The sequence below is a fragment of the Aeribacillus sp. FSL W8-0870 genome, from assembly GCF_037963755.1.
Classification (GTDB): Bacteria; Bacillota; Bacilli; order Bacillales; family Aeribacillaceae; genus Aeribacillus; species Aeribacillus composti.
Window position 1 is genome coordinate 2,306,798 of sequence record NZ_CP150165.1, and the last position, 18,877, is coordinate 2,325,674.

Below are 18,877 nucleotides of genomic sequence, written 5' to 3' on the forward strand. Positions count from 1 at the left end.
ATTATAACCTAATTAAGTTTTACTTTCTAGAATTTGGATCAAAGCACGTAAATTGAGGAGGGCGTTGACATGAATACAAATAAATGGTTTCTATTAAATTTAAGACTTGCACTTAGTTGCGTCCTTCTCAGCATGCTAACATCTTTCATGGTGCAAGCATTTCAATGGACGCTTGAAAGCCGCCAAGAAATCACATTCGGCTTAACAGGAGAAATAACTGTCTTGACCATGATTAATGGTCCACAAGAGGTTACAAAAACTGAAGCATCTTCTGCACAAAGTATGTTAATTGACTATATTGATAAACAGTCACTATCTCTTGTTTATTCTTCGTTAGGCGATGGTCGACCTGAAATCATTGTTTACGACCCACATGGATCCCTGCCTTGGTTTCCAAAAGATTCAGATGAAAGTACGGACTTAACAACTTCTCATGCCTATCTTTTCCGAGGTACATACACTGAAAAACAGTGGTCGAATTCTGGTACAGCATCTCTTTTACCAAAGGAAGTTGAAATTTCCGGAGTGATTGATTCGCCATCTGCAACAGATGATTATCAATATGCACGTACGATTAATCTAGATCCACTACCTCCTGGAAATTACACGATAAATACTTCGGATCCGGATCAAGTAAAACATATATTAAACTTGTTCTATCAGATGGGGTTTGTCCCTCAGGTAAGTAAGGAAATCCCATTATTTACATATTTCATTAATAATCCATTTGTTGTAATCACTGTCATTTTTCTAGTTATGGGTCTTTTATGTGTTGTTTTGGACTGGTTTTTATACAATCAAGAACGTGCTCGAGAGTTTGGCATTCGAAGACGTTATGGAGCCTTGCCCACTACCCTCGTGCGAGAAAATCTATTATTTGGGATAGCTGGTCTTCTAATAGGGAGTGCTATAGGTGGAATTATGTCAAAACTTCTAATAGCAGAAGTTAGCCATACTGATATCCCATTATTCAATTTACAAACATTCGCTAGTATTGCTATCTCATTCATTATTGTCATCTTGACATGGTCTTTGATACTTTATGTGGTTATAAAGACAAACAAGGAGGTAAATGTTGATGCGTGAGTTGTGGGCAGGGGTTATTATGGCTTGCCGACGTTGGCAGGCCATGTTAGGAATTTCATTGATGATTACCGCAGCCTGCGTTGTTTTTGCACTGGCCTTAGAGGATGTTGTATCCCAGGTTGCTGTATTAAAAGGAGGCCAGCAATTACGGGAACAGCACGCTGTCACTTTTACCCCTTACTATCCATCCGATGGTGAACCGAGTCAAGTAGGGACGGATACTATACAATTTGTGATAGACCAAATCAACGATCAAAAGGGCTATACTGCAATCATTAATAACATGGGACTTGATGATCCTGAATTTGCAGATGGACATCTTACACTAATACTGTTCGGTGATGTTATTTCAGATTTATTTCCTGAGCTTCAGCTGTGCGAATCCGTACCATGTGCTATGCAAGGGTCAAAACTTGCTGGTGAAAATATGGACTCTGTAAATATAGCAGGAGAAAACATACCAGTAGTCGGCACACTTCCTGCAGGAGCTACTTTTTTTGATCCTTCGGCGGCAGGTTTACCCTTAGACAACCGCATCGTGATTAGAGCACCAACTAACCTTCTTCCACTACTCAGTCCTATTGAGCAAGAAGAAGCTATAGCTCGAACGGTCTTGCTTGATCCGGAAGCTAAAGCGGTAGGTACGTTTGTTAAGATGAGTGCAAATAGTGACTTGTTTCTTATTCCCCATGACATAGCTGTGGATCAACCTCAACGATTTCGTGAAATAATGGGACGTTCCGCTATATATATTGTAGGTATGTTAAGTTTTCTGTTACTAGTTTTTATTGCTTTCGTGTCCTCTGCACGTTTGACGATTCGTCAAGAGCATCGGGCTTTTAAAATCAGGGTTATGTATGGAGCAACGCCTTTTCATATTAGTCTTCGCATTGGGGGATTTTTGGCAGCGGTGGTGCTGATCCCACCGATTACGATACTTACACTGCTCTTATGTTACTTACATCTTGCGGGTGCACCATCACCAAATGTACCGTTATGGGTTATGTTAGGAATCTTAGTGACATTTTTTATATTATGGTTATGGTCCATGCGCAGCACAAAAAAGATAGGAGGCTGAAAATGAAACCAATCCTTGAAGCTCGAAACATTTCGAAGGTTTATGGTAGGGATCGCACACAAGTAACGGCTCTTGAAAAAGTTTCTTTACGACTGAATGCTGGTGAATGTGTTATTTTGATGGGGGCGTCAGGTAGCGGTAAATCTACATTATTAAATATATTAGGATTAATTAGTAAGCCAACGCGGGGCCATATCCTCATTCAAGGAAGAGAAGTATCAGAACGCGATCGTAATAGGGCTCGTCTACGAAATGAGTATTTTGGATATATCCATCAGGATTACGCAATAATTGAGAATGAAACTGTTGAAAGTAATGTCATGATACCATTGCAATATGCAAGACCCTTACCAGGACGTAAGGAGAGAAAAAATAGAGTATTAGAGGCATTAGAGAAAGTCGGTCTGGATTGGGCATTAAAGAAGAAACCATCAGAACTTTCTGGAGGTGAACGACAGCGAGTTGCTATTGCTCGTGCTCTGGTGAACAATCCTGATGTGATACTCGCCGATGAGCCGACAGCAGCCCTTGATAGCGAGACAGCGCAAACAGTAATGTCTCATATTCTTTCTTTCAAAGAAAAAGGTGCTGCAGTGCTTGTTGCGACCCATGATGATAAGGTGGCTAAGCTAGGGGATCGAATTCTACGAATTAATGACGGTCAACTCATAACAAGTAAGGGGCTGTCCAAAAAGTGACTAATTTTCACTTTTTGGCAGCCTCTTTCTGTTAATTCATGCTTAAAAATACAAAAAAATCACCCTTTCTAGTAAAAGGTAAGTGACCAAACAAACATTTTAGAAAGAGGGCGATTTTTTATGAGTAATCAAAAGACTACTATAATGAATGATACCATGCAATTGTCATTTTTTCCAGAAATACATGATAAAGAACCTTCAAAACAGCAAAGAGACATTACTCCTACATTTAAAGAATACAACAATAAGCAAGTTATGGTTATTTATGATATTGAGGGGTTATTCCCATACCGACATCAAAAGCAATGACGCTTTGCATATACATTCCTCCTGATTTTTATGTAGAAGTCTTCACTTCACCTTATCGATTCCCTTTTCTTATACACGATCTCAAGGATCCAACATACTGAAACTGATTCTTATAAGGGCAGTGAAGTAGGCCAGTTTTTTCATTACGAACTCAAGGTTCTGGGGCTGTCACGACCTATTCTCCACTTCTACTATAAAAATCGAGTAGGAGGGAGCGATTAACTCCCGTCCTCTCACACCACCGTACGTACGGTTCCGTATACGGCGGTTCAATTAAGATAATTGACGCAAGTCTTTATAACTTCCGTGAATAGCTGTTCTCTTTATGCCAGTGGTCACTCCACCCTCCAAGAGATCTCCCACGGGATTCACCGCTTCCTCCCTCAAGTGAGGTACTACGTTTTCTGTGTTCATCATGACTCACTGAATGCCAAGGGCTATTCTCTCTTAATTGTTCGGTCCTTCTTAGTTGTTCTAGACCAACTAATACTATGACCTCTGCTGACTTCTGACTGTTCAGCTATCTATCACTAGATAGGTTACCAAGGTTACTTGGCGTGCCAGCCAGACCTCCCCGGGTAAGAGTGTAATCTTTCCTTCCATCCATCTGCTTCATTTACTCTGTATCACCTTCGGCAGAAAGGGCTTTGTTTTGTCTTGCAAACTCACCCAGTGATACCTAGCCTCATATGAAGTTCGTGTTCCTCAGACCGGAAGTTTGCCGCTCGCTTCCTTCAGATTCCGCGTCACCACGGACACCCTTGCGTTAAGCTAACTGCTACTTCTGCCTTCGCAGCTCGGGACTTTCACCCTATAGATTACACCCATGCCGGGCGCACAAATCGAGTAGGAGGGGGTGACTAACCCCCGACCTCTCACACCACCGTACGTACCGTTCGGTATACGGCGGTTCAATTAAGTATGACGTAGTGCTTGATATCTTTCGAATAGACTTCTTAACCCTCGACGCTTCCAATAGGAGTTGTCGAGGGTTTTGTGTAGAATGGGACTGCAGGCAATCCGCCAATATTTCTTGCGTGTATTGCCCCATTCGAATGCTTTATGGCTTGGAACTTCTAATCCTCTGAGTTTCCGAATTCTTGTTTTCGGGGTTTTCCATTCTTTCCACAAACACATCCGAAGCCTTCGTCTAATCCATTCATCAAATTCTTTGAACTTACTTGGTGTTTCTGCCAAGGCAAAATATCCGCACCATCCCATTAAATACTTATTCAGTTTCTCAATCCTTTTCTCCATTGGATACGGTTTCGACCTTGATGTAATTTCACGGATCTTGTTCTTCAAACGTTTCACACTTTCGTTCGCCATCCGTACCTTTGGAGTCTTATTGAGTGTGAAGCTGAAACCGAGAAACTTCCGTTTCCAAGGACGGTCTACCGCCGATTTCTCTTTATTTACCTTGAGCTTTAACTCCTTCTCTATAAAGTTCGTAATGGAGTTCATGACACGAATTCCTGCTTTCTTTGTTTTCACATAGATGTTACAGTCATCCGCATACCGAACAAACTTATGTCCACGTTTCTCAAGCTCTTTATCCAATTCATGAAGCATGATGTTTGATAAAAGTGGACTAAGCGGGCCGCCTTGAGGCGTTCCCATGTCCGTTTCCATTACCACTCCATTGATCATCACGCCTGATTGAAGATACCGGCGAATTACCTTCAGTAGAATTCGATCTTTGATCGTTTTCGCCAAGATCCCCATCAGTTTGTCGTGATTCACCTTGTCAAAGAATTTCTCTAGGTCTATATCGACTACCCAACGATATCCTTCTTTGATATAACCCTTTGCTTCCCTAACCGCATCATGTCCCCTTCTACCTGGTCGGAAACCATAGCTATGGTTCGAGAAGGTCGGATCAAAGATTTTCGTCAACACTTGGGCAATCGCTTGTTGGATGAAACGATCCGTCACGGTAGGGATCCCTAGAAGTCTTACTCCACCGTTCGGTTTCGGGATTTCGACTCGACGGACGGGTAAGGGCTTGTAGGTTCCTTCTCTCAACGACTGTCGAATGGAGTCCCAATTTTCGTAGAGGTGTCTTCGTAGGTCTTTTACGGACATGCCATCTACTCCGTGACCTCCTTTATTCTGTTCGACTCGTTTCAGTGCCGCCAGGAGATTTTCCCGTGACAAAATCATTTCCATCAACATTGATATCCTCTCCACGTGAACGAATTCTTCTATTTGTGCCATCTTCTGCTCCACCCTCTTGAAGTCCCCCGTGGGATTCACCACTTCCTCCTTCAAGTAAGTCCTATCGGATTGTCTGCTTCCACACAGAAGGTGAACGCCTAGCGATTCGTTCTCCTTAATTGTTCAGTCCTTCCTCTTTCGTCTCGAGCTCGAAAAGAGTACTATGACTTCTGCTGACTTCTGACTGTTCAGTTATCTATCACTAGATAGGTTACCAAGGTTACTTGGCGTGCCAGCCAGACCTCCCCGGGTAAGTACATGCACTTTCACACCATCTATCCGCCTCATTTACTCGATATGACCTTCGACAGAAAGAGCTTTGTTTTGTTTCGCAAACTCACTCAATCATACCTAGCCTTATATGAGGTTCGTGTTCCTCGGACCGGTGTTTTGCCTCCAGCTTCCTTCAGATTCCGCGTCACCACGGACACCCTTGCTCTTGGCTAACCTCTACTTCTGTCTTCGGGGTTCGGGACTTACACCCTATAGTTCATGTACATGCCGGGCGCACGAAAAAGGCTGCAAGAACGTACCTTTCTTGCAGCTCACAACCTTTTTTCTGGACGCGATTTATGGCTGAAGTTACTCAAAGATAGTCCCGTTTTTCTTTTTTCACCTTTGGCCATTTGCATCTTGGAACATGCTGTACCATCGTTTCAAAGATGATTCCCCATTGCAACTCTGATAAACACGCAACGGGAACGTCTTGTTTCATCCCAAGCTTTCTTTTTAAATATGCGATTTGCGGTGGCGTGAAGACACCGCGTAGCGCCCAATCGACAGAAGCGTGCGGTTCCTTCAGCACATAATCCGCCAGTCCCCGAAACGTGACATAATCTTTTATGGGAATAATCGGGGTCGCTTTTCTCTTTATCGTGATGATTGCCGAGTCCACTTTCGGCGGGGGAGAGAAGTGGTATCGGGAAATTTCCTTCACGAAGTTTATGTCAAAATACATCCTCCAAGCCGCAACATAACTGTCTTTCACAAACTTCGCTGTAAAGCGTTTAGCCGCTCCTTTTTCTATCACAAGAACCCCTCTTTGAAAGCCGGTTGAAGGTTTGTTCAGGAGCATTTTCATGATCGGCGTTGTAATGGAATACGGAATACTGGATACCACAATAAATTTTCCCTTGGGCAGACGCATTTGCAAAATGTCTTGTTGAATAATGGTGAGGTTGGGATATGGCATCGCTTTTTGTCTGAGAAATGCAACCCATTTGGCGTCATACTCTACAGCCAGCACTTTTCCCGCTCGTTCGGACAAAGGGAATGTTAACGCGCCTTTTCCAGCTCCTAATTCTACAACCGTCTCGTGCTCTTCAATGTTTGCTTTGTCGATAATTTCACGGATTACCTTTTTTTCATACATGAAATGCTGCCCCAAAAAATTGGGCGGTTCTCCACTGGTGAATCTTTTCTTATGCTGCTTTTGAATTTTACGAGGCATGGGATCTCTTCCTTTCCCAAAAAAATCACAAGCTCCTGCTTGTGAATCGGAGCAAAGGAAGATATAGCCTTACACGAGTAGATCTCATGCCACGAAAAGAATCGATCAACCAGTCAGGTATACTGGTATCAAGCCATGCAGAAAAATAGGACAAAAAAAGCAGCCCAAGCTGCTTTTTTTCATATTGCATCAATATCGATTCGCTTGAGAAATTATGAAAAAAGGGCAGACTTCTCCCGTTTGCTCCGCCTACACAAGCAGAGCCTTTGAACGTATGAAATTACTCGTTCAAAGCTGGGTAACGAAGTCTGGCAGAATACACGTTTCATAAGCCTCCTTTGCGGAATGCATGGATTCGCCGTGATTATAGCATCACGGATCACCCACTTCAGAATAACACAAAATCAACAGCAGTCCAAGCCACCCGGCGGCTTCAGATGCATGACACGATTTGTCACAATCGTAATCCGATCATCCTCCGCAGCACCATTCCTCGGTTTTTTTGAATGTATTTGGCTCACTCGTCTGTTCCAAGTTATCGGAGGACAAGCGAAGCAGCAGCAAACGCTTTGCCTCACGAATGTTCAACGTACTCCACAATCGTTCCGTCCGGATGTTGCACCGTCATGTTCCGCCCGGTCGGAACTTGCGCCGGTTCCTTTAAAATAACCGCGCCGCTGTTTTCCAAAAACGTTTTGAACTCATCCAGCGAGTCAACCAAAAACGTCGTGGACGTTTGTCGAAAGGGAGCCAAATCCTCTTCTTTGCCGCTGATGAGCAAGATGTCGCCAATGGAGGCCAATTCCAAACCAACTTCCGGCATGGCAAAGCGCCTGTTCAGAGGCTCGCCGGTCAATTTTTGATAATAGTCAATCGCAGCGGAAAGGTCATGTACGTAAATTCTGACCATCTTTTTCAGTATACGCATCTTCGCTCTCCTCTCCTTAAAACTTCCGCATAATACATATTTCGACAAAAGGAGTGGTAAATCCTTCATTTCCCATCGGAGTGAGAGCGTTACGGTGTGTACGCGAAGATGTCGCGCTTTAGCCGGCACCCGGACACGCTAACTGTCACCGATAAGCGGCCATTGCTTCCGCTTTTGTGCGGTGGATTGTGCCAAACGGATGTTCAGGCGGAGCATAAATGGCGTACAGTTTCAACGGAACATTACCGGTATTGCGCACATTATGCCACGTCCCCGCGGGGATCATGATCGCATCATCGTCAGACACCCTACGTGTAAACGTGAGCCGATCTCTCTGCGGCCCCATTTGCACCAGTCCCTGTCCTTCTTCAATACGGATAAACTGATCGACATTGGGATGCACTTCCAGACCGATATCGCCCCCCACCTCGATGCTCATCAACGTCACCTGCAGATGATTTCCGGTCCATAAGGCGGTTCGATAATTTCGATTTTGCTCGGCGGCTCGCTCAATATTGACGACAAACGGTTGCCCGCCGTAATCTCTCAGTTCGATTTGCGGGTATTGGACAGGCCGCAAATTGCCAGGATAAGCGCCGCCATACAGGTTCTCGTCTCCCCAGTCCGAAGGCGGAGCCCAGTAACAGGGGGTGGGATAGTACCACTGCAAACCGTAATACGGATACACGTAATACGGGTTCATGTTCGTGTTCACCTCTGCCATTGAAGTGTTGGAATCTGCAGGCATTGTATGTGTTTGCCCAGCTATGCGTGACAAGGAAAAGCCAAGAACAACCCACTGCCTTTTGGTTTCAAGGAAAAATGCGATTTCATAATAGTCTAAGTAAACTATTCTAATCAGACTAAGGTCGGATGGCTTTCCCCGTCTTCGTGCCGTTTTTGCATCATGCCTTTCCCTCTAAAATGAAGAGGAGCAATGCGACAATCCAAAAATTGGCTGAAAAACGAAAGACATTGATGCAAGGAAAGGGGGAACGTGACGGAATGAAAGGAATGAGCGTTTTGAGAAAAGCTAAGCGCGCCGTGATCATCGGCTGCGGAATTGCCGGACCCGCTACTGCGCTCTTCTTGCAACGGGCGGGGATTGAAGCGGAGATTTACGAAGCGTCCGAACTGGGCGAAGCGGAAACCGGACTGTTTTTAAACGTAGCCCGCAACGGCATGCGCATCTTGCAAGAACTGGGACTGGACGATGAGGTGCGCAGGTTGGGAATCGAAATGTATACACTGCGCATGATGAACAGCAATGGAAAACTGCTCGGCACGGTGGGACCGAAAACGGGCGAGCCACAAGGCTACACGCTCAAACGACAGGAGCTGCACCATGTGCTTCGCGAGGCAGCGCAGCGCAACGGAATTCCCATCACGTTTGGAAAACGATTGCAGTCGCTGGAAACCAACGCGACGGAGGGAGCCGTCACCGCGCATTTTACAGACAGCAGCACAGCGACCGGTGATTTTATCGTCGGCTGCGACGGGATCCATTCGCGAACACGGAAATGCATCCTGCCCGATGCACCCCCGCCGACGTATACCGGTCTGATCAGCTTCGGCGGTTACCTGCACAAGGATCAGGTGCCGCATGTTCCCGGCGCACAGCATCTCATCTTTGGCAAAAAAGCGTTTTTCGGCTACCTCGTCCATCGGTCTGGCGAGGTATACTGGTTCGGCAACCTCGATTATCCGGGGCTCCCGACGCGCCGAGAGCTGATGTCCATTCCGCAAAACGTGTGGCGAGAAAAAATAGAAGCGTTGTACAAAGACGATGTGTCCCCCGTTCCGGACATTGTGCGTGAAACTCCCGGCGACATTTTGTTTTACCCAATCTACGACATGCCGCCGCTCCCCCGTTGGCACGTCAACCGTATCGTACTGGTGGGAGACGCCGTGCATGCGACGTCCCCCAATGCCGGGCAAGGCGCGTCGCTCGCCTTGGAGGATGCGATGGTACTGGCCAAGTGTGTCCGGGACATCCCCGATCTCGACGAAGCGTTTCACCGCTACCGGGAACTGCGCAAAGAACGGGTGGAGCGGATTGTGCGGTATTCGCGGCAGCTCGGCAGCCGGAAGCATGCGACCCATCCTGTGCAAGTGTTTTTCCGCGATTTGCTGCTGCCGTTCTTTTTGCGGCAAGCGAGCAAGCAGTCGTTCGCGTGGCTGTACGATTACCACATCGATTGGAAGCAGACGGTGTCCAACTGACGCTACCGTTCGCTTCCCACCGCACACGATCTAGATCGGCGATTCCGTCGCGTATATGATAAAGACAGAGGAGGAATCGCACGTGGCTCAACGAAAACCGACGAATCTGCTGGCGCTCGCCGTACTATCCCTGCTGAACGAAAAGCCGATGCACCCGTACGAAATCGGGGCGACGATGCGCCAGCGCAAGCTATCCGATGTGATTAAACTGAATACCGGCTCCCTCTATGCGGTAGTGGAGTCCCTGTTGCGCGGCGGTTGGATTGAGCCGATTGCCACGGAGCGGGAAGGGCGCCATCCGGAACGGACGATATATGCGCCTACGGAAGCGGGAAAAGAGCTGTTCTTCACCTGGCTTCGCTCGCTGATCCGCACCCCGGCGAAAGAATACCCGCAGTTTGCTGCCGGACTAGCCTTTCTCGGACACCTCGCGCCGGATGAGGTGATACAGCTGCTGGAGGAACGCCGCAGACAGCTTGCCAATCAAATCAGCGAAACGCGCGCTGCCCAAAACGCCGCTGCGGAAGCTGGCGTGGACCGGCTGTTCCTGATCGAAACGGAATACACGCTGGCCATGCTGGAAGCCGAACACAACTGGGTAGCAGCGATTATCGAGGAAATCCGCGCCGGAACCCTGACCAAACATTGGAGGACGTGAGCAGGACCGCGTCGTTCGCCGTCCGCTCACGTCCTCTCCTGTTCTGGTGTTTCGCGAACCTCTGGTGCGCGTTTATCCTTTGACAAACCCCAGCTCGTTGCCATCCAAATCACGGATGGTAAACTTTTTGGACCCCCAAGGCGTGTCGAACAGTTCTTCCACTACGTCCACGTTATCCTTCAACCGCTCCCACAAGCCTTCCACATCCTCGACGTTAAAATTAAACCGCCCGTGGGAAGGTACGTTGGGATCTTCCATGATCGAAAAGATCGCACCTTCTCCTAATTCAAACTGCGCGTAATTCGGTTTCTCGGGAGGCCATGTGTCCGTAACCTTGAACCCCAGCACATCCTCATACCATTTGACTGCGCGCTGCAAATCGGAAACGTTGATTCTGACATGGGTTAACCGTGTTTTCATCCAACTTCCTCCCTCAATTAAAACAAATGGATTTATAAAAAATTTTTCTACAAAAACGATAATAATCCTCCCCCATCGTTTCAACTCAGGGCGTCACAACGGCTGCACGAAGCCATGAATCCACGAAGGTCGTGAAGGTCGGATCCACACGGTCAGACGAGCGGTAGACCAGCCACAAATCGTTTTCCACCGGCTCTGGAGATCTCCACAGTTCGTACAACTCCCCCTTTTTCAACTCGTCCGCTACGAGGTATTCCGGCAAGACACTGATCCCGTGCCCTTGGAGCACCAAGGATTTGATCACACGCAAATCGGGAACGATGAATCTTGGCTTTAGCGTACATCGCTCTCCAAACGCGGCAAACCAAAATCTGCGAATAATAGGGAGTTCCGGAGCGTAACTAATCCAGTCCAGCCGCTCCAACCGCTGCCGTATATCATCACGGTCATACCCGTCGCTCGGCATCGGCCGGTTCCCCACGAGTTTAAACGTCTCCGTCATCAATCTGGTAAAAGTCAGTCCGGAAGTGGCAACGTGCTGGGTGGCGATCAGCAGGTCGATATCATTGTTTTTTAGCGCTTGAATCAGCGGCTTTGTCTCCCCAAAGGTAAACGAGAGCGTATACGGACTTTCCGGCAATCTGGCGATCAAGTATTCATGGATCCATTCCGCCGGCCCCCCGATCCGCAGCGTCGGGGGAGTGGAAGGATGACGGAAATCGCCGCTGATCTTTTCCAGGCGGTCGACGGCTTGCACGATTTGCCCGTAAAGCATGTGCCCTCGTTCCGTCGGCACCATCTGTCTGGGCGTCCTGCGGAAAAGCGGCTCGCCGATCTCCGCTTCCAGGGCGGCCAGGTGTTGGCTCAACGCAGGCTGGGTCATGAACCGGGCCTGCGCCGCTCTCGAGATGGAACCGTGGCGGTATATCGCGACAAACGATCTGTACCATTCAAAATTAGTCATAATTTTTTTTATACCCCATCCCCTTTTGTATTATTTGAATTATAGCAATGGAAAAAGTATACTGCAATTAGCACAACCGGTTGTGTCGTTGAAAGGAACATAGGAGGGTGAACGAATGGCGCAGAAACGTGTTTTGATGGTCGTCACAAGCCATGCCCAGATCACGGAAGGTCATCCTACGGGACTGTGGCTGTCCGAATTCGCGGAACCCTACGAAATTTTTAAGGAAAGAGGGTTTGCAATAACGGTCGCCAGTATCAAAGGCGGCTACGTCCCGATCGACCCGCGCAGTCTCAACGAGGAAAGTAAGGCAAAATGGCCGGACGCGATTCGCGAATTGGAGGCGACGCCCCCGCTCAGCGAGATTTCTGCGGAAGGATTCGATGCGTTGTTCCTGCCAGGCGGACATGGAACCATGTTTGATTTTCCCGATGATGCTGTGCTCCAGACCAGAGTCCGAGAGTTTGTCGAGTCCGATCGCGTCGTCGCGGCTGTATGTCATGGCCCGGCCGGGTTGGTTCATGTGAAACTCTCCTCCGGCGAATACCTGGTTAAGGGCAAAAAGGTGACGTCGTTCACCAACGAGGAAGAACGCGCTGTCCAGCTAGACCCTTATATGCCTTTTCTCTTGGAAGATCGCTTGCGAGAGAACGGCGCAATATTCGTAGCCGCTCCAATGTGGTCCAATCACGTAGAGGTGGACGGCAAGCTGGTCACCGGACAGAATCCCCAATCGGGAGAGGCAACGGCGAAAAAAGTGAGCGAACTGCTGGAAGCCGGCTCCTGAAGACCGCGCCGGCTTCTTGTCTTTTCACCTGAATAGGAGCCAGTTCCCTTTCGCTTTTGCACGATTTTCTTTATCATATATGGTAGAAAAGCATTGGTTCTCATGTAAATGTATCTGTCTTTGTGCAGAAAAAAAGTATGAGGGGATGAGTTTTCCATGAAAAGATTGGTCGCATGTACAAAAGAGCATTCCTTCTGGGTTTACCTTGGCGCAGCCGCTACCGCGTTGATCCTGTTCTTGAAATAATCCCATTCATCGCTTGGATGCAATTGTTGGAGGACAATACGAACGTTTCGTTCTCAAATCCGCGGTGCCCACAACATGATGAAAACGCCCACCAAGCAAACCAATGCCCCGATCCAGTCATAGAGATCGGGCGTTTTCTTGTCTACTAACCATCCCCAAAACCCCGCAAGAACAATAAACACTCCCCCGTAAGCGGCGTAGACGCGGCCAAAGTTGGGAAAGCTTTGCAGTGTGGGAATGATCCCGTACAGGACGAGGATCATCCCTCCCAGCGCGCCGACCCACAGCGGCTTGGCTTCCCGTAACCAGAGCCAGACAAGATACCCGCCTCCGATTTCCGCCAGACCCGCTGCTAGAAACAATGCGATTGCCTTTGCCATTTTGTCTCTCCCTTTTTCAGTTCCGTCCGAGATGCTTGCTCACCGTCTGACTTTAGACGCCATAATGAATCATGTGTTTGTTTTGTTCTTTTGCCTGCAGAATTTTTGCGGCAAGTTCGCGCAGCTCTGATGATTGGTGGTAATCCTTTGCAGCTGTGACGACATCATAAAATAACGGCAATGATTCAGGCGGAATAATCGTAACTCCCCAATAAGCCAAACCATGTGCAGGGCGGGTGAATGAATGGAAGTACGTCTTCATCTTTAATAGATGCGGATGCAAGTCATTGATCACATCATCGTCAACCGAAATGCACTGGTACTTGTGCGGCTCGTAATCGTTGTATTCTCTTGTTTTGTCCAATTCGTCCAGAATTCCAAATTCATGCGTACAAGGCATTGGCGATCCCCTCCCTTTGCTATTCATTTCCATTATGCCAAAAAATCGTCGGGAGTCTGGTCGACTTTGTATACAGCATCGATTGACTCCCAGTCCCGCGTCGGGCGGAGAGTTTTTGGCGCACAAAAAACCTAAGCCCGCAAACCGGACTCAGGTTGCGCATCGGTTCCGCATACCTTTTTCGTCCTCCGCTGGAATTTCGCACACTTCACTGCGATAATACGGGTAATCCATTTGTTTTTGAATTTTCGCAACAACCTCTTTACCAGCAAGCAGTTCACAGACGTATAAACCCAAGTCTACGGAGGTGGCGACGCCTCCGCCTGTGATGGTATTGCCATCTCGGACAATCCGCTTTGTTTCCACTTGCTCCGTGTATGCGGCAAGCAGCTCCAGCGCATTCGGATGCGTCGTCGCCTTTTTTCCCTTCAAGAAACCCGCGGCTCCCAAAAGCAAGGAACCGGTGCAGACGGCAACTTTATACGGCACATCTTTCGCTGTTTGTAACCAGGCGATAAACGCCGTGTCGTGGATCAGCGTTCGGGTGCCCATCCCGCCTGGCACATAGATAAGATCATAGCCCGCCAGATTGGGACGAACGCAAGGGATCTTGTACGTCACTCCCCGGTCATCGCTCACCTGCTCGTCGTACGCACAGATGTCCCAGCTGAGATTGTCGATAAACCCCATGCTTTTCAGCCGGGTCACTCCGTCGTAAAACCCGATGAAATCCAGCGAGGTCATCGTTTCAAACAGAATAATGGCCAGTTTCATGTTGAATATCACCTTTTTTCTTTTGTCAAAACGAAGCAAAGCCGAGCCAATCGTAGGCATGAGGCCTGACTTCTTGCTCGGCTGTGGGAGGTGTTGTGATTCGGTTACGGTATTTTTTTCCCTAAGATCAGCAAATCCCGTTTCACGCCGTCCAATGTAGCGACTTCCGGCAAATGCGCCCACTTCACAAACCCCAAACTGGTAAACAAACGCAAGCTCGGTTCATTGTGAGCAAAGATAAAACCAAGCAGCGTGTCAATTCCCAACTTCGGACATTCCGCGAAGACCCTCGTTAAAATCTGTTTTCCCAGTCCTTTCCCGCGGAAATCTTCATGAAGGTAAATGCTGACTTCAGCCGTTGCACGATAAGCCGGCCGGCCGTAGAACGATTGCAGACTGACCCAGCCGCAAATGCTGCCCTCGTGCTCGACAACCCACAATGGTCGTCTTTCGGGGTGATGTTCATAAAACCACGTTAATCGATCCTCGACAGATACCGGCTCCGTATCAGCCGTGACCATTCTGCTGGGGATGGTCGCATTGTAGATCTCCACAATCATGGGCAAATCGTCAATACTGGCATGCCTGAATGTAAGATTATCGATCAAGAAAATCACCTGCGCGTAGATTGTTTATATCATATATAGTACATGTCTTTGTTTCCTTCAACTTAAAAGAAAAAGAGGACTCGTCCAGTATTCCGCCCGACCCGAAAACCGCTCAACAAGCGATCCGTGACGCACCCCAACATGCCGCGGCTGGTATCGTCATTGTCCACTTCTGTCACTAATTCGCGGCAACCGGACATGAATCTACTTTTTCACCAGCGTATACGTGTTTTCTTCACCTTCTGCTACGGCGTTGAAATACGTCGTTCCGTTGAATTCGAAATGGATCGCGTAGGTGATTCCGCCTCCCCCGTCTCTCACGCCGCGTATCTGTATGAGGCCTTCTGCAGGTATAGTGAACCTTTGGGGATCGTGCTTGATCATAAACGCATCGGTCAAAGGGGTACCGTTATGGAGAATTTGCACGTAATCGCCGTCCTCGGCAGCATAGTCCCATACCCAGATCGCCGTTTCTCCCCCTTCCTGTTGAATTTCAAGTGTATAATTCTGTGGTTCAAAGTATTCATCATTGGTCAACAGAACGGCACCCAGAGGCAAGGAGGTGGATACCCTATTAGCCAAAGCCTTTATCGCCGCATCACCGGTAACCATCGTCGATCCGGAACTTGCGTTGAATATGCCAAATCCGATAATGGACACCACAAAAATTGCGATGCCCATGCCTCCGAACCAGATTAACGACCTGTCCGCCCGCTTCTTTTGCTTTCTTCGCTGCCATCCCTGCTTCGCTTCCGTGCTCCACACCCATTCGCTTCGTACCGTTTTCCAGCCTTCTGACCACTCTCTTGGGACGTCTGCATTTTTCTTTGAACTCGAATCCGATTGCGACGGGCCGAAAAACGAAGAGGCATCTTTTTGATTCCTTTCGCTTTTTGTTCGTTTCCAATCTTTATCGTTACTCATGACTTCCTCCCACAAATTTTACCGGACGTTTGTAAAAATAAAAGCACATCGCCAAACGACACACAATCATTTGCGCGATCATCAAGATGAAGAATTGTGTGTGTCTGACGCTGTTTTGCACCTCATAACCGTAATTTAGAATCAAAATCGCTACGGTGAAAATGAGGCCGTTGATATACATGATCGTTAAATAGGGACTTACCTCCTTAAAAATGAATTTACGATTTCCCTACTTTCTACTTACTACTTATCACTTACTACTTACTATATGCGATTACAAAAAAATGCAACCCCATATTTATGATCCAGGAAGACAACCTCAACCAAAAATACTGAAGGATGATCAAATGCTTATGTAAATCGATTAGAATAATCCGGTTCAGTTATGTAAAAGTTTCAGCCATCGACGTACCATGGAATGACTTATTCCCAATTCTTTTGCCACCGCTTTGTATCCCATACCCTCTTTCAAATATAAATCCACAGCTTTCTTTTTAAACTTTGCATCATATGTTTTTCGTATTTTCCACATAGAAAAATCCCCTCCATAGTAGACAGATTAATGGGCTTTCTTTTTCTGTCTACTATAAGGGGATCATATCAAAAGGCCGTGCTTTTTGTTAAAAGCTTTTCTTCATAATTTATGATGAAAACTATTCCTCATAGTTTAGATAAAAACTCGGATGAAGAATTTTCACATCGAATGAGGGAAACGTTTCAATTCCTCATAGTTAAGATAAAAACTTGTCTCAACCTGCTCAAGCATATCATCAATCCAATCGTTTCAATTCCTCATAGTTAAGATAAAAACTTTTACTTTCATTTTCATTTCCTCCTCGTATACTAAGTTTCAGAAAGTTTTTTTATCGAATTTCCAGTCCGATACGCTCCTTGACAATCGCATATCTTGGGTGGTTGCCTTTGTGGGAGGGGCGCGCCCCTCCCACAAAGGGTTCAGCGTACCGGGGTTGGACTTTTCGCAATGTTCCTGGATAATGGTCTTAGGATCATCGGGGATACTCTTCTCACTCCTGTAGCTTTGACTACTTGTAAAGTCTGTCTCCTCGGCCCCTGTTTGGACGTCTAACCCGCAGGCTGTTCCCGTTGGTTTTCCCCATGCTGGAAGGAGCAGCTTCCAGGGCAGCCCATGGTCCAACGTGAGTTCTCATATGCGAGGGTGACTGGTCAACAGGCGCGATCCGGGGGCATCCCGAAGAGTCCTACCCCTCGATCCTACAACAATAGGAGGTGATCTCATGAAACTCTACGTCGGGATCGACGTGAGCTCACGCGACTTAGCCACCTGCATTATGGATCATGAAGGAAATACGTGCGCACGCTTCAAAGTGGATAATCATCTTCTGGGCGCCACCTTCCTTCGGGATCAAATCCTCCTGTGGGCTAACAAGCGAAAGCCAACCGAAATTCTGATCGGGATGGAAGCCACCTCGGTCTACAGTTGGCATCCAGCTATGTTTTTCCACCAGCAGGAGGCCTTGCAGGCTTGGAACGTCAAGGTGTTTACGATCAATCCAAAGCTCATTCGCAAGTTTAAAGAAGCCTATGTCGACTTGGAGAAAACGGATGACATCGATGCTTGGATCATTGCGGATCGGCTTCGCTTCGGCCGTCTGAAGATGACGGCTGTCCTCAAGGAGCAGTTTCTCGCGCTTCAGCGACTGACACGCATGCGATATCATCTCGTCCACCAGTTAACCCGTGAGAAACAGTATTTTCTCCAGCACTTGTTTTACAAATGCAGTTCCTTTACCCAAGAGGTGGACAGTTCGATCTTCGGACATGCCATTCTCGAACTGCTGCTTGAGTCGTGGAGCCTCGATGACATCTGCCAAATGGATGTCAAGCAGTTGGCCGACTTCCTGCGCCAAAAAGGGCGCAATCGCTTTGCCGATCCGGAATGCATCGCCAAGTCGATTCAAAAGGCGGCCCGTTCGTCGTATCGGTTGTCCAAGTGTGTCGAGGATTCCATCGACTTGCTGTTAGGGCTGTCGATTCAATCAATCCGCAGCCTGCAATCGCAGCTCAAAGAGCTCGATAAAGCCATTACCCGCCATCTTGAAGGCATTCCGAACACACTGCAAACCATCCCAGGCATCGGACCGGTTTATACCGCAGGCATCCTGGCCGAAATCGGGCAAATCGAGCGGTTTCACAACCAGGCCGCCTTGGCAAAATATGCCGGCTTGACATGGTCCAAGCACCAACATAAACGAGCCCTCGTCCTCAGCGCTAGAAAACTCGTGCGTGTGATCGATGCGCTGCTACGCAACGGTCAAATCTACACGCCAAGAAAGGGGGAAGATCGATAAGAGGATCGATCTGGTATACCAATATCAACCTTTAGACCCAGTTTATTACATGTACCAATACTGGGTTTCTTCAGTATTGCCTTTTTTCGGATCATCGGACAAGGGAATTTCCAATTTCTATGATTTTTCACCTTGACATATTACCGCAGGACTTTTCTTATTTGTTTCAATTCCTCATAGTTAAGATAAAAACGGAGCTGGAAGAGCTTTTGTGCCTCTGACAAAAAATTGTTTCAATTCCTCATAGTTAAGATAAAAACGAATTTGAAGTATTGTATCCACATGTGGATGTGGAGTTTCAATTCCTCATAGTTAAGATAAAAACTCTATCAATCTCCTTTATTTATCGTTTTGTTTTCCTGTTTCAATTCCTCATAGTTAAGATAAAAACCCCAAA

At 47.4% G+C, this 18,877-nt stretch carries 19 protein-coding genes, 1 pseudogene and 1 CRISPR repeat array; of the genes and pseudogenes, 8 read left to right on the plus strand and 12 right to left on the minus strand.

Annotated features, from left to right (window positions below; all coding sequences use genetic code 11):
• The first annotated feature begins 69 nt into the window (after window positions 1-69).
• The 4 genes from NSU02_RS11130 to NSU02_RS11145 all read left to right on the plus strand — a co-directional run bounded on the left by NSU02_RS11130 (window position 70) and on the right by NSU02_RS11145 (window position 3,171).
• Window positions 70-1,086 carry an FtsX-like permease family protein gene (locus tag NSU02_RS11130; RefSeq protein ID WP_339192902.1) on the plus strand — a complete coding sequence of 339 codons (1,017 nt, stop codon included), beginning with the start codon at window positions 70-72 and terminating at the stop codon, window positions 1,084-1,086.
• Window positions 1,079-2,164: a hypothetical protein gene (locus tag NSU02_RS11135; protein WP_339192903.1), complete on the plus strand. Its 1,086-nt coding sequence runs from the start codon at window positions 1,079-1,081 to the stop codon at window positions 2,162-2,164. Before NSU02_RS11130 ends, NSU02_RS11135 begins: the two co-directional genes overlap by 8 nt.
• 2 nt (window positions 2,165-2,166) lie before the next feature.
• Window positions 2,167-2,862: an ABC transporter ATP-binding protein gene (locus NSU02_RS11140; protein WP_094245972.1), complete on the plus strand. Its 696-nt coding sequence runs from the start codon at window positions 2,167-2,169 to the stop codon at window positions 2,860-2,862.
• A gap of 120 nt (window positions 2,863-2,982) precedes the next feature.
• Complete coding sequence (locus NSU02_RS11145; protein WP_263115623.1) at window positions 2,983-3,171, plus strand: hypothetical protein; 189 nt, start codon at window positions 2,983-2,985, stop codon at window positions 3,169-3,171.
• Window positions 3,172-4,086: 915 nt separating this feature from the next.
• Here NSU02_RS11145 and ltrA read toward each other — a convergent pair.
• The 4 genes from ltrA to NSU02_RS11165 all read right to left on the minus strand — a co-directional run bounded on the left by ltrA (window position 4,087) and on the right by NSU02_RS11165 (window position 8,469).
• Window positions 4,087-5,346: a group II intron reverse transcriptase/maturase gene (gene ltrA, locus NSU02_RS11150; RefSeq protein ID WP_339195682.1), complete on the minus strand. Its 1,260-nt coding sequence runs from the start codon at window positions 5,344-5,346 to the stop codon at window positions 4,087-4,089.
• Window positions 5,347-5,974: 628 nt separating this feature from the next.
• Window positions 5,975-6,838, minus strand: a complete 864-nt coding sequence (gene erm, locus NSU02_RS11155) for a 23S ribosomal RNA methyltransferase Erm (protein ID WP_339192904.1) — start codon at window positions 6,836-6,838, stop codon at window positions 5,975-5,977.
• 574 nt (window positions 6,839-7,412) lie between these two features.
• Window positions 7,413-7,766 carry a VOC family protein gene (locus tag NSU02_RS11160; protein WP_339192905.1) on the minus strand — a complete coding sequence of 118 codons (354 nt, stop codon included), beginning with the start codon at window positions 7,764-7,766 and terminating at the stop codon, window positions 7,413-7,415.
• Window positions 7,767-7,911: 145 nt separating this feature from the next.
• Entirely contained in the window at window positions 7,912-8,469 is a 558-nt protein-coding gene (locus NSU02_RS11165) for a cupin domain-containing protein (RefSeq protein WP_339192906.1), read from the minus strand.
• A gap of 302 nt (window positions 8,470-8,771) precedes the next feature.
• Here NSU02_RS11165 and NSU02_RS11170 point away from each other — a divergent pair, with 302 nt between their 5' ends.
• Both NSU02_RS11170 and NSU02_RS11175 read left to right on the plus strand, forming a co-directional pair.
• Window positions 8,772-9,989, plus strand: a complete 1,218-nt coding sequence (locus NSU02_RS11170; RefSeq protein WP_339192907.1) for an NAD(P)/FAD-dependent oxidoreductase — start codon at window positions 8,772-8,774, stop codon at window positions 9,987-9,989.
• An 82-nt stretch (window positions 9,990-10,071) separates the two neighbouring features.
• Complete coding sequence (locus tag NSU02_RS11175; RefSeq protein ID WP_339192908.1) at window positions 10,072-10,647, plus strand: PadR family transcriptional regulator; 576 nt, start codon at window positions 10,072-10,074, stop codon at window positions 10,645-10,647.
• Between the two features lie 72 nt (window positions 10,648-10,719).
• On the opposite strand, the gene NSU02_RS11180 is transcribed toward NSU02_RS11175, so the two are convergent.
• Together NSU02_RS11180 and NSU02_RS11185 are read right to left on the minus strand one after the other, a co-directional pair.
• Window positions 10,720-11,067 carry a VOC family protein gene (locus NSU02_RS11180; protein ID WP_339192909.1) on the minus strand — a complete coding sequence of 116 codons (348 nt, stop codon included), beginning with the start codon at window positions 11,065-11,067 and terminating at the stop codon, window positions 10,720-10,722.
• An 85-nt stretch (window positions 11,068-11,152) separates the two neighbouring features.
• Window positions 11,153-12,031, minus strand: a complete 879-nt coding sequence (locus NSU02_RS11185) for a LysR family transcriptional regulator (protein ID WP_339192910.1) — start codon at window positions 12,029-12,031, stop codon at window positions 11,153-11,155.
• Window positions 12,032-12,146: 115 nt separating this feature from the next.
• Here NSU02_RS11185 and NSU02_RS11190 point away from each other — a divergent pair, with 115 nt between their 5' ends.
• Window positions 12,147-12,818, plus strand: a complete 672-nt coding sequence (locus tag NSU02_RS11190; RefSeq protein WP_339192912.1) for a type 1 glutamine amidotransferase domain-containing protein — start codon at window positions 12,147-12,149, stop codon at window positions 12,816-12,818.
• Between the two features lie 299 nt (window positions 12,819-13,117).
• On the opposite strand, the gene NSU02_RS11195 is transcribed toward NSU02_RS11190, so the two are convergent.
• The 6 genes and pseudogenes from NSU02_RS11195 to NSU02_RS11220 form a co-directional block, all read right to left on the minus strand.
• On the minus strand, window positions 13,118-13,444 hold the full coding sequence (locus NSU02_RS11195; protein WP_339192913.1) for a YnfA family protein: 327 nt from the start codon (window positions 13,442-13,444) through the stop codon (window positions 13,118-13,120).
• 52 nt (window positions 13,445-13,496) lie between these two features.
• Window positions 13,497-13,844 carry a short-chain dehydrogenase gene (locus tag NSU02_RS11200; protein ID WP_339192916.1) on the minus strand — a complete coding sequence of 116 codons (348 nt, stop codon included), beginning with the start codon at window positions 13,842-13,844 and terminating at the stop codon, window positions 13,497-13,499.
• Between the two features lie 150 nt (window positions 13,845-13,994).
• Complete coding sequence (locus NSU02_RS11205) at window positions 13,995-14,618, minus strand: DJ-1/PfpI family protein (protein ID WP_339192917.1); 624 nt, start codon at window positions 14,616-14,618, stop codon at window positions 13,995-13,997.
• Between the two features lie 104 nt (window positions 14,619-14,722).
• On the minus strand, window positions 14,723-15,226 hold the full coding sequence (locus NSU02_RS11210) for an N-acetyltransferase family protein (RefSeq protein ID WP_339192918.1): 504 nt from the start codon (window positions 15,224-15,226) through the stop codon (window positions 14,723-14,725).
• Window positions 15,227-15,430: 204 nt separating this feature from the next.
• Window positions 15,431-16,150: a hypothetical protein gene (locus NSU02_RS11215; protein WP_339192919.1), complete on the minus strand. Its 720-nt coding sequence runs from the start codon at window positions 16,148-16,150 to the stop codon at window positions 15,431-15,433.
• A gap of 394 nt (window positions 16,151-16,544) precedes the next feature.
• A pseudogene (locus tag NSU02_RS11220) lies at window positions 16,545-16,682 on the minus strand (transposase); the annotation flags it as partial.
• Window positions 16,683-17,406: 724 nt separating this feature from the next.
• On the opposite strand from NSU02_RS11220, the gene NSU02_RS11225 reads away from it, so the two are divergent.
• The gene (locus NSU02_RS11225) at window positions 17,407-18,480 is read left to right on the plus strand and encodes an IS110 family transposase (RefSeq protein WP_339192920.1); all 1,074 of its coding nucleotides are present in this window, start codon (window positions 17,407-17,409) and stop codon (window positions 18,478-18,480) included.
• 162 nt (window positions 18,481-18,642) lie between these two features.
• A CRISPR array of direct repeats spans window positions 18,643-18,871; the repeat unit is 31 nt; unit sequence TGTTTCAATTCCTCATAGTTAAGATAAAAAC.
• Window positions 18,872-18,877: the final 6 nt, after the last annotated feature.

Excerpts from the sequence above, each read along its gene's own strand:
- NSU02_RS11130 (WP_339192902.1), top strand. The coding sequence starts at position 70 with ATGAATACAAATAAATGGTTTCTATTAAATTTAAGACTTGCACTTAGT.
- NSU02_RS11135 (WP_339192903.1), top strand. The coding sequence starts at position 1,079 with ATGCGTGAGTTGTGGGCAGGGGTTATTATGGCTTGCCGACGTTGGCAG.
- NSU02_RS11140 (WP_094245972.1), top strand. The coding sequence starts at position 2,167 with ATGAAACCAATCCTTGAAGCTCGAAACATTTCGAAGGTTTATGGTAGG.
- NSU02_RS11145 (WP_263115623.1), top strand. The coding sequence starts at position 2,983 with ATGAGTAATCAAAAGACTACTATAATGAATGATACCATGCAATTGTCA.
- ltrA (WP_339195682.1), bottom strand. The coding sequence starts at position 5,346 with ATGTTGATGGAAATGATTTTGTCACGGGAAAATCTCCTGGCGGCACTG.
- erm (WP_339192904.1), bottom strand. The coding sequence starts at position 6,838 with ATGCCTCGTAAAATTCAAAAGCAGCATAAGAAAAGATTCACCAGTGGA.
- NSU02_RS11160 (WP_339192905.1), bottom strand. The coding sequence starts at position 7,766 with ATGCGTATACTGAAAAAGATGGTCAGAATTTACGTACATGACCTTTCC.
- NSU02_RS11165 (WP_339192906.1), bottom strand. The coding sequence starts at position 8,469 with ATGAACCCGTATTACGTGTATCCGTATTACGGTTTGCAGTGGTACTAT.
- NSU02_RS11170 (WP_339192907.1), top strand. The coding sequence starts at position 8,772 with ATGAAAGGAATGAGCGTTTTGAGAAAAGCTAAGCGCGCCGTGATCATC.
- NSU02_RS11180 (WP_339192909.1), bottom strand. The coding sequence starts at position 11,067 with ATGAAAACACGGTTAACCCATGTCAGAATCAACGTTTCCGATTTGCAG.
- NSU02_RS11185 (WP_339192910.1), bottom strand. The coding sequence starts at position 12,031 with ATGACTAATTTTGAATGGTACAGATCGTTTGTCGCGATATACCGCCAC.
- NSU02_RS11190 (WP_339192912.1), top strand. The coding sequence starts at position 12,147 with ATGGCGCAGAAACGTGTTTTGATGGTCGTCACAAGCCATGCCCAGATC.
- NSU02_RS11195 (WP_339192913.1), bottom strand. The coding sequence starts at position 13,444 with ATGGCAAAGGCAATCGCATTGTTTCTAGCAGCGGGTCTGGCGGAAATC.
- NSU02_RS11200 (WP_339192916.1), bottom strand. The coding sequence starts at position 13,844 with ATGCCTTGTACGCATGAATTTGGAATTCTGGACGAATTGGACAAAACA.
- NSU02_RS11205 (WP_339192917.1), bottom strand. The coding sequence starts at position 14,618 with ATGAAACTGGCCATTATTCTGTTTGAAACGATGACCTCGCTGGATTTC.
- NSU02_RS11215 (WP_339192919.1), bottom strand. The coding sequence starts at position 16,150 with ATGAGTAACGATAAAGATTGGAAACGAACAAAAAGCGAAAGGAATCAA.
- NSU02_RS11225 (WP_339192920.1), top strand. The coding sequence starts at position 17,407 with ATGAAACTCTACGTCGGGATCGACGTGAGCTCACGCGACTTAGCCACC.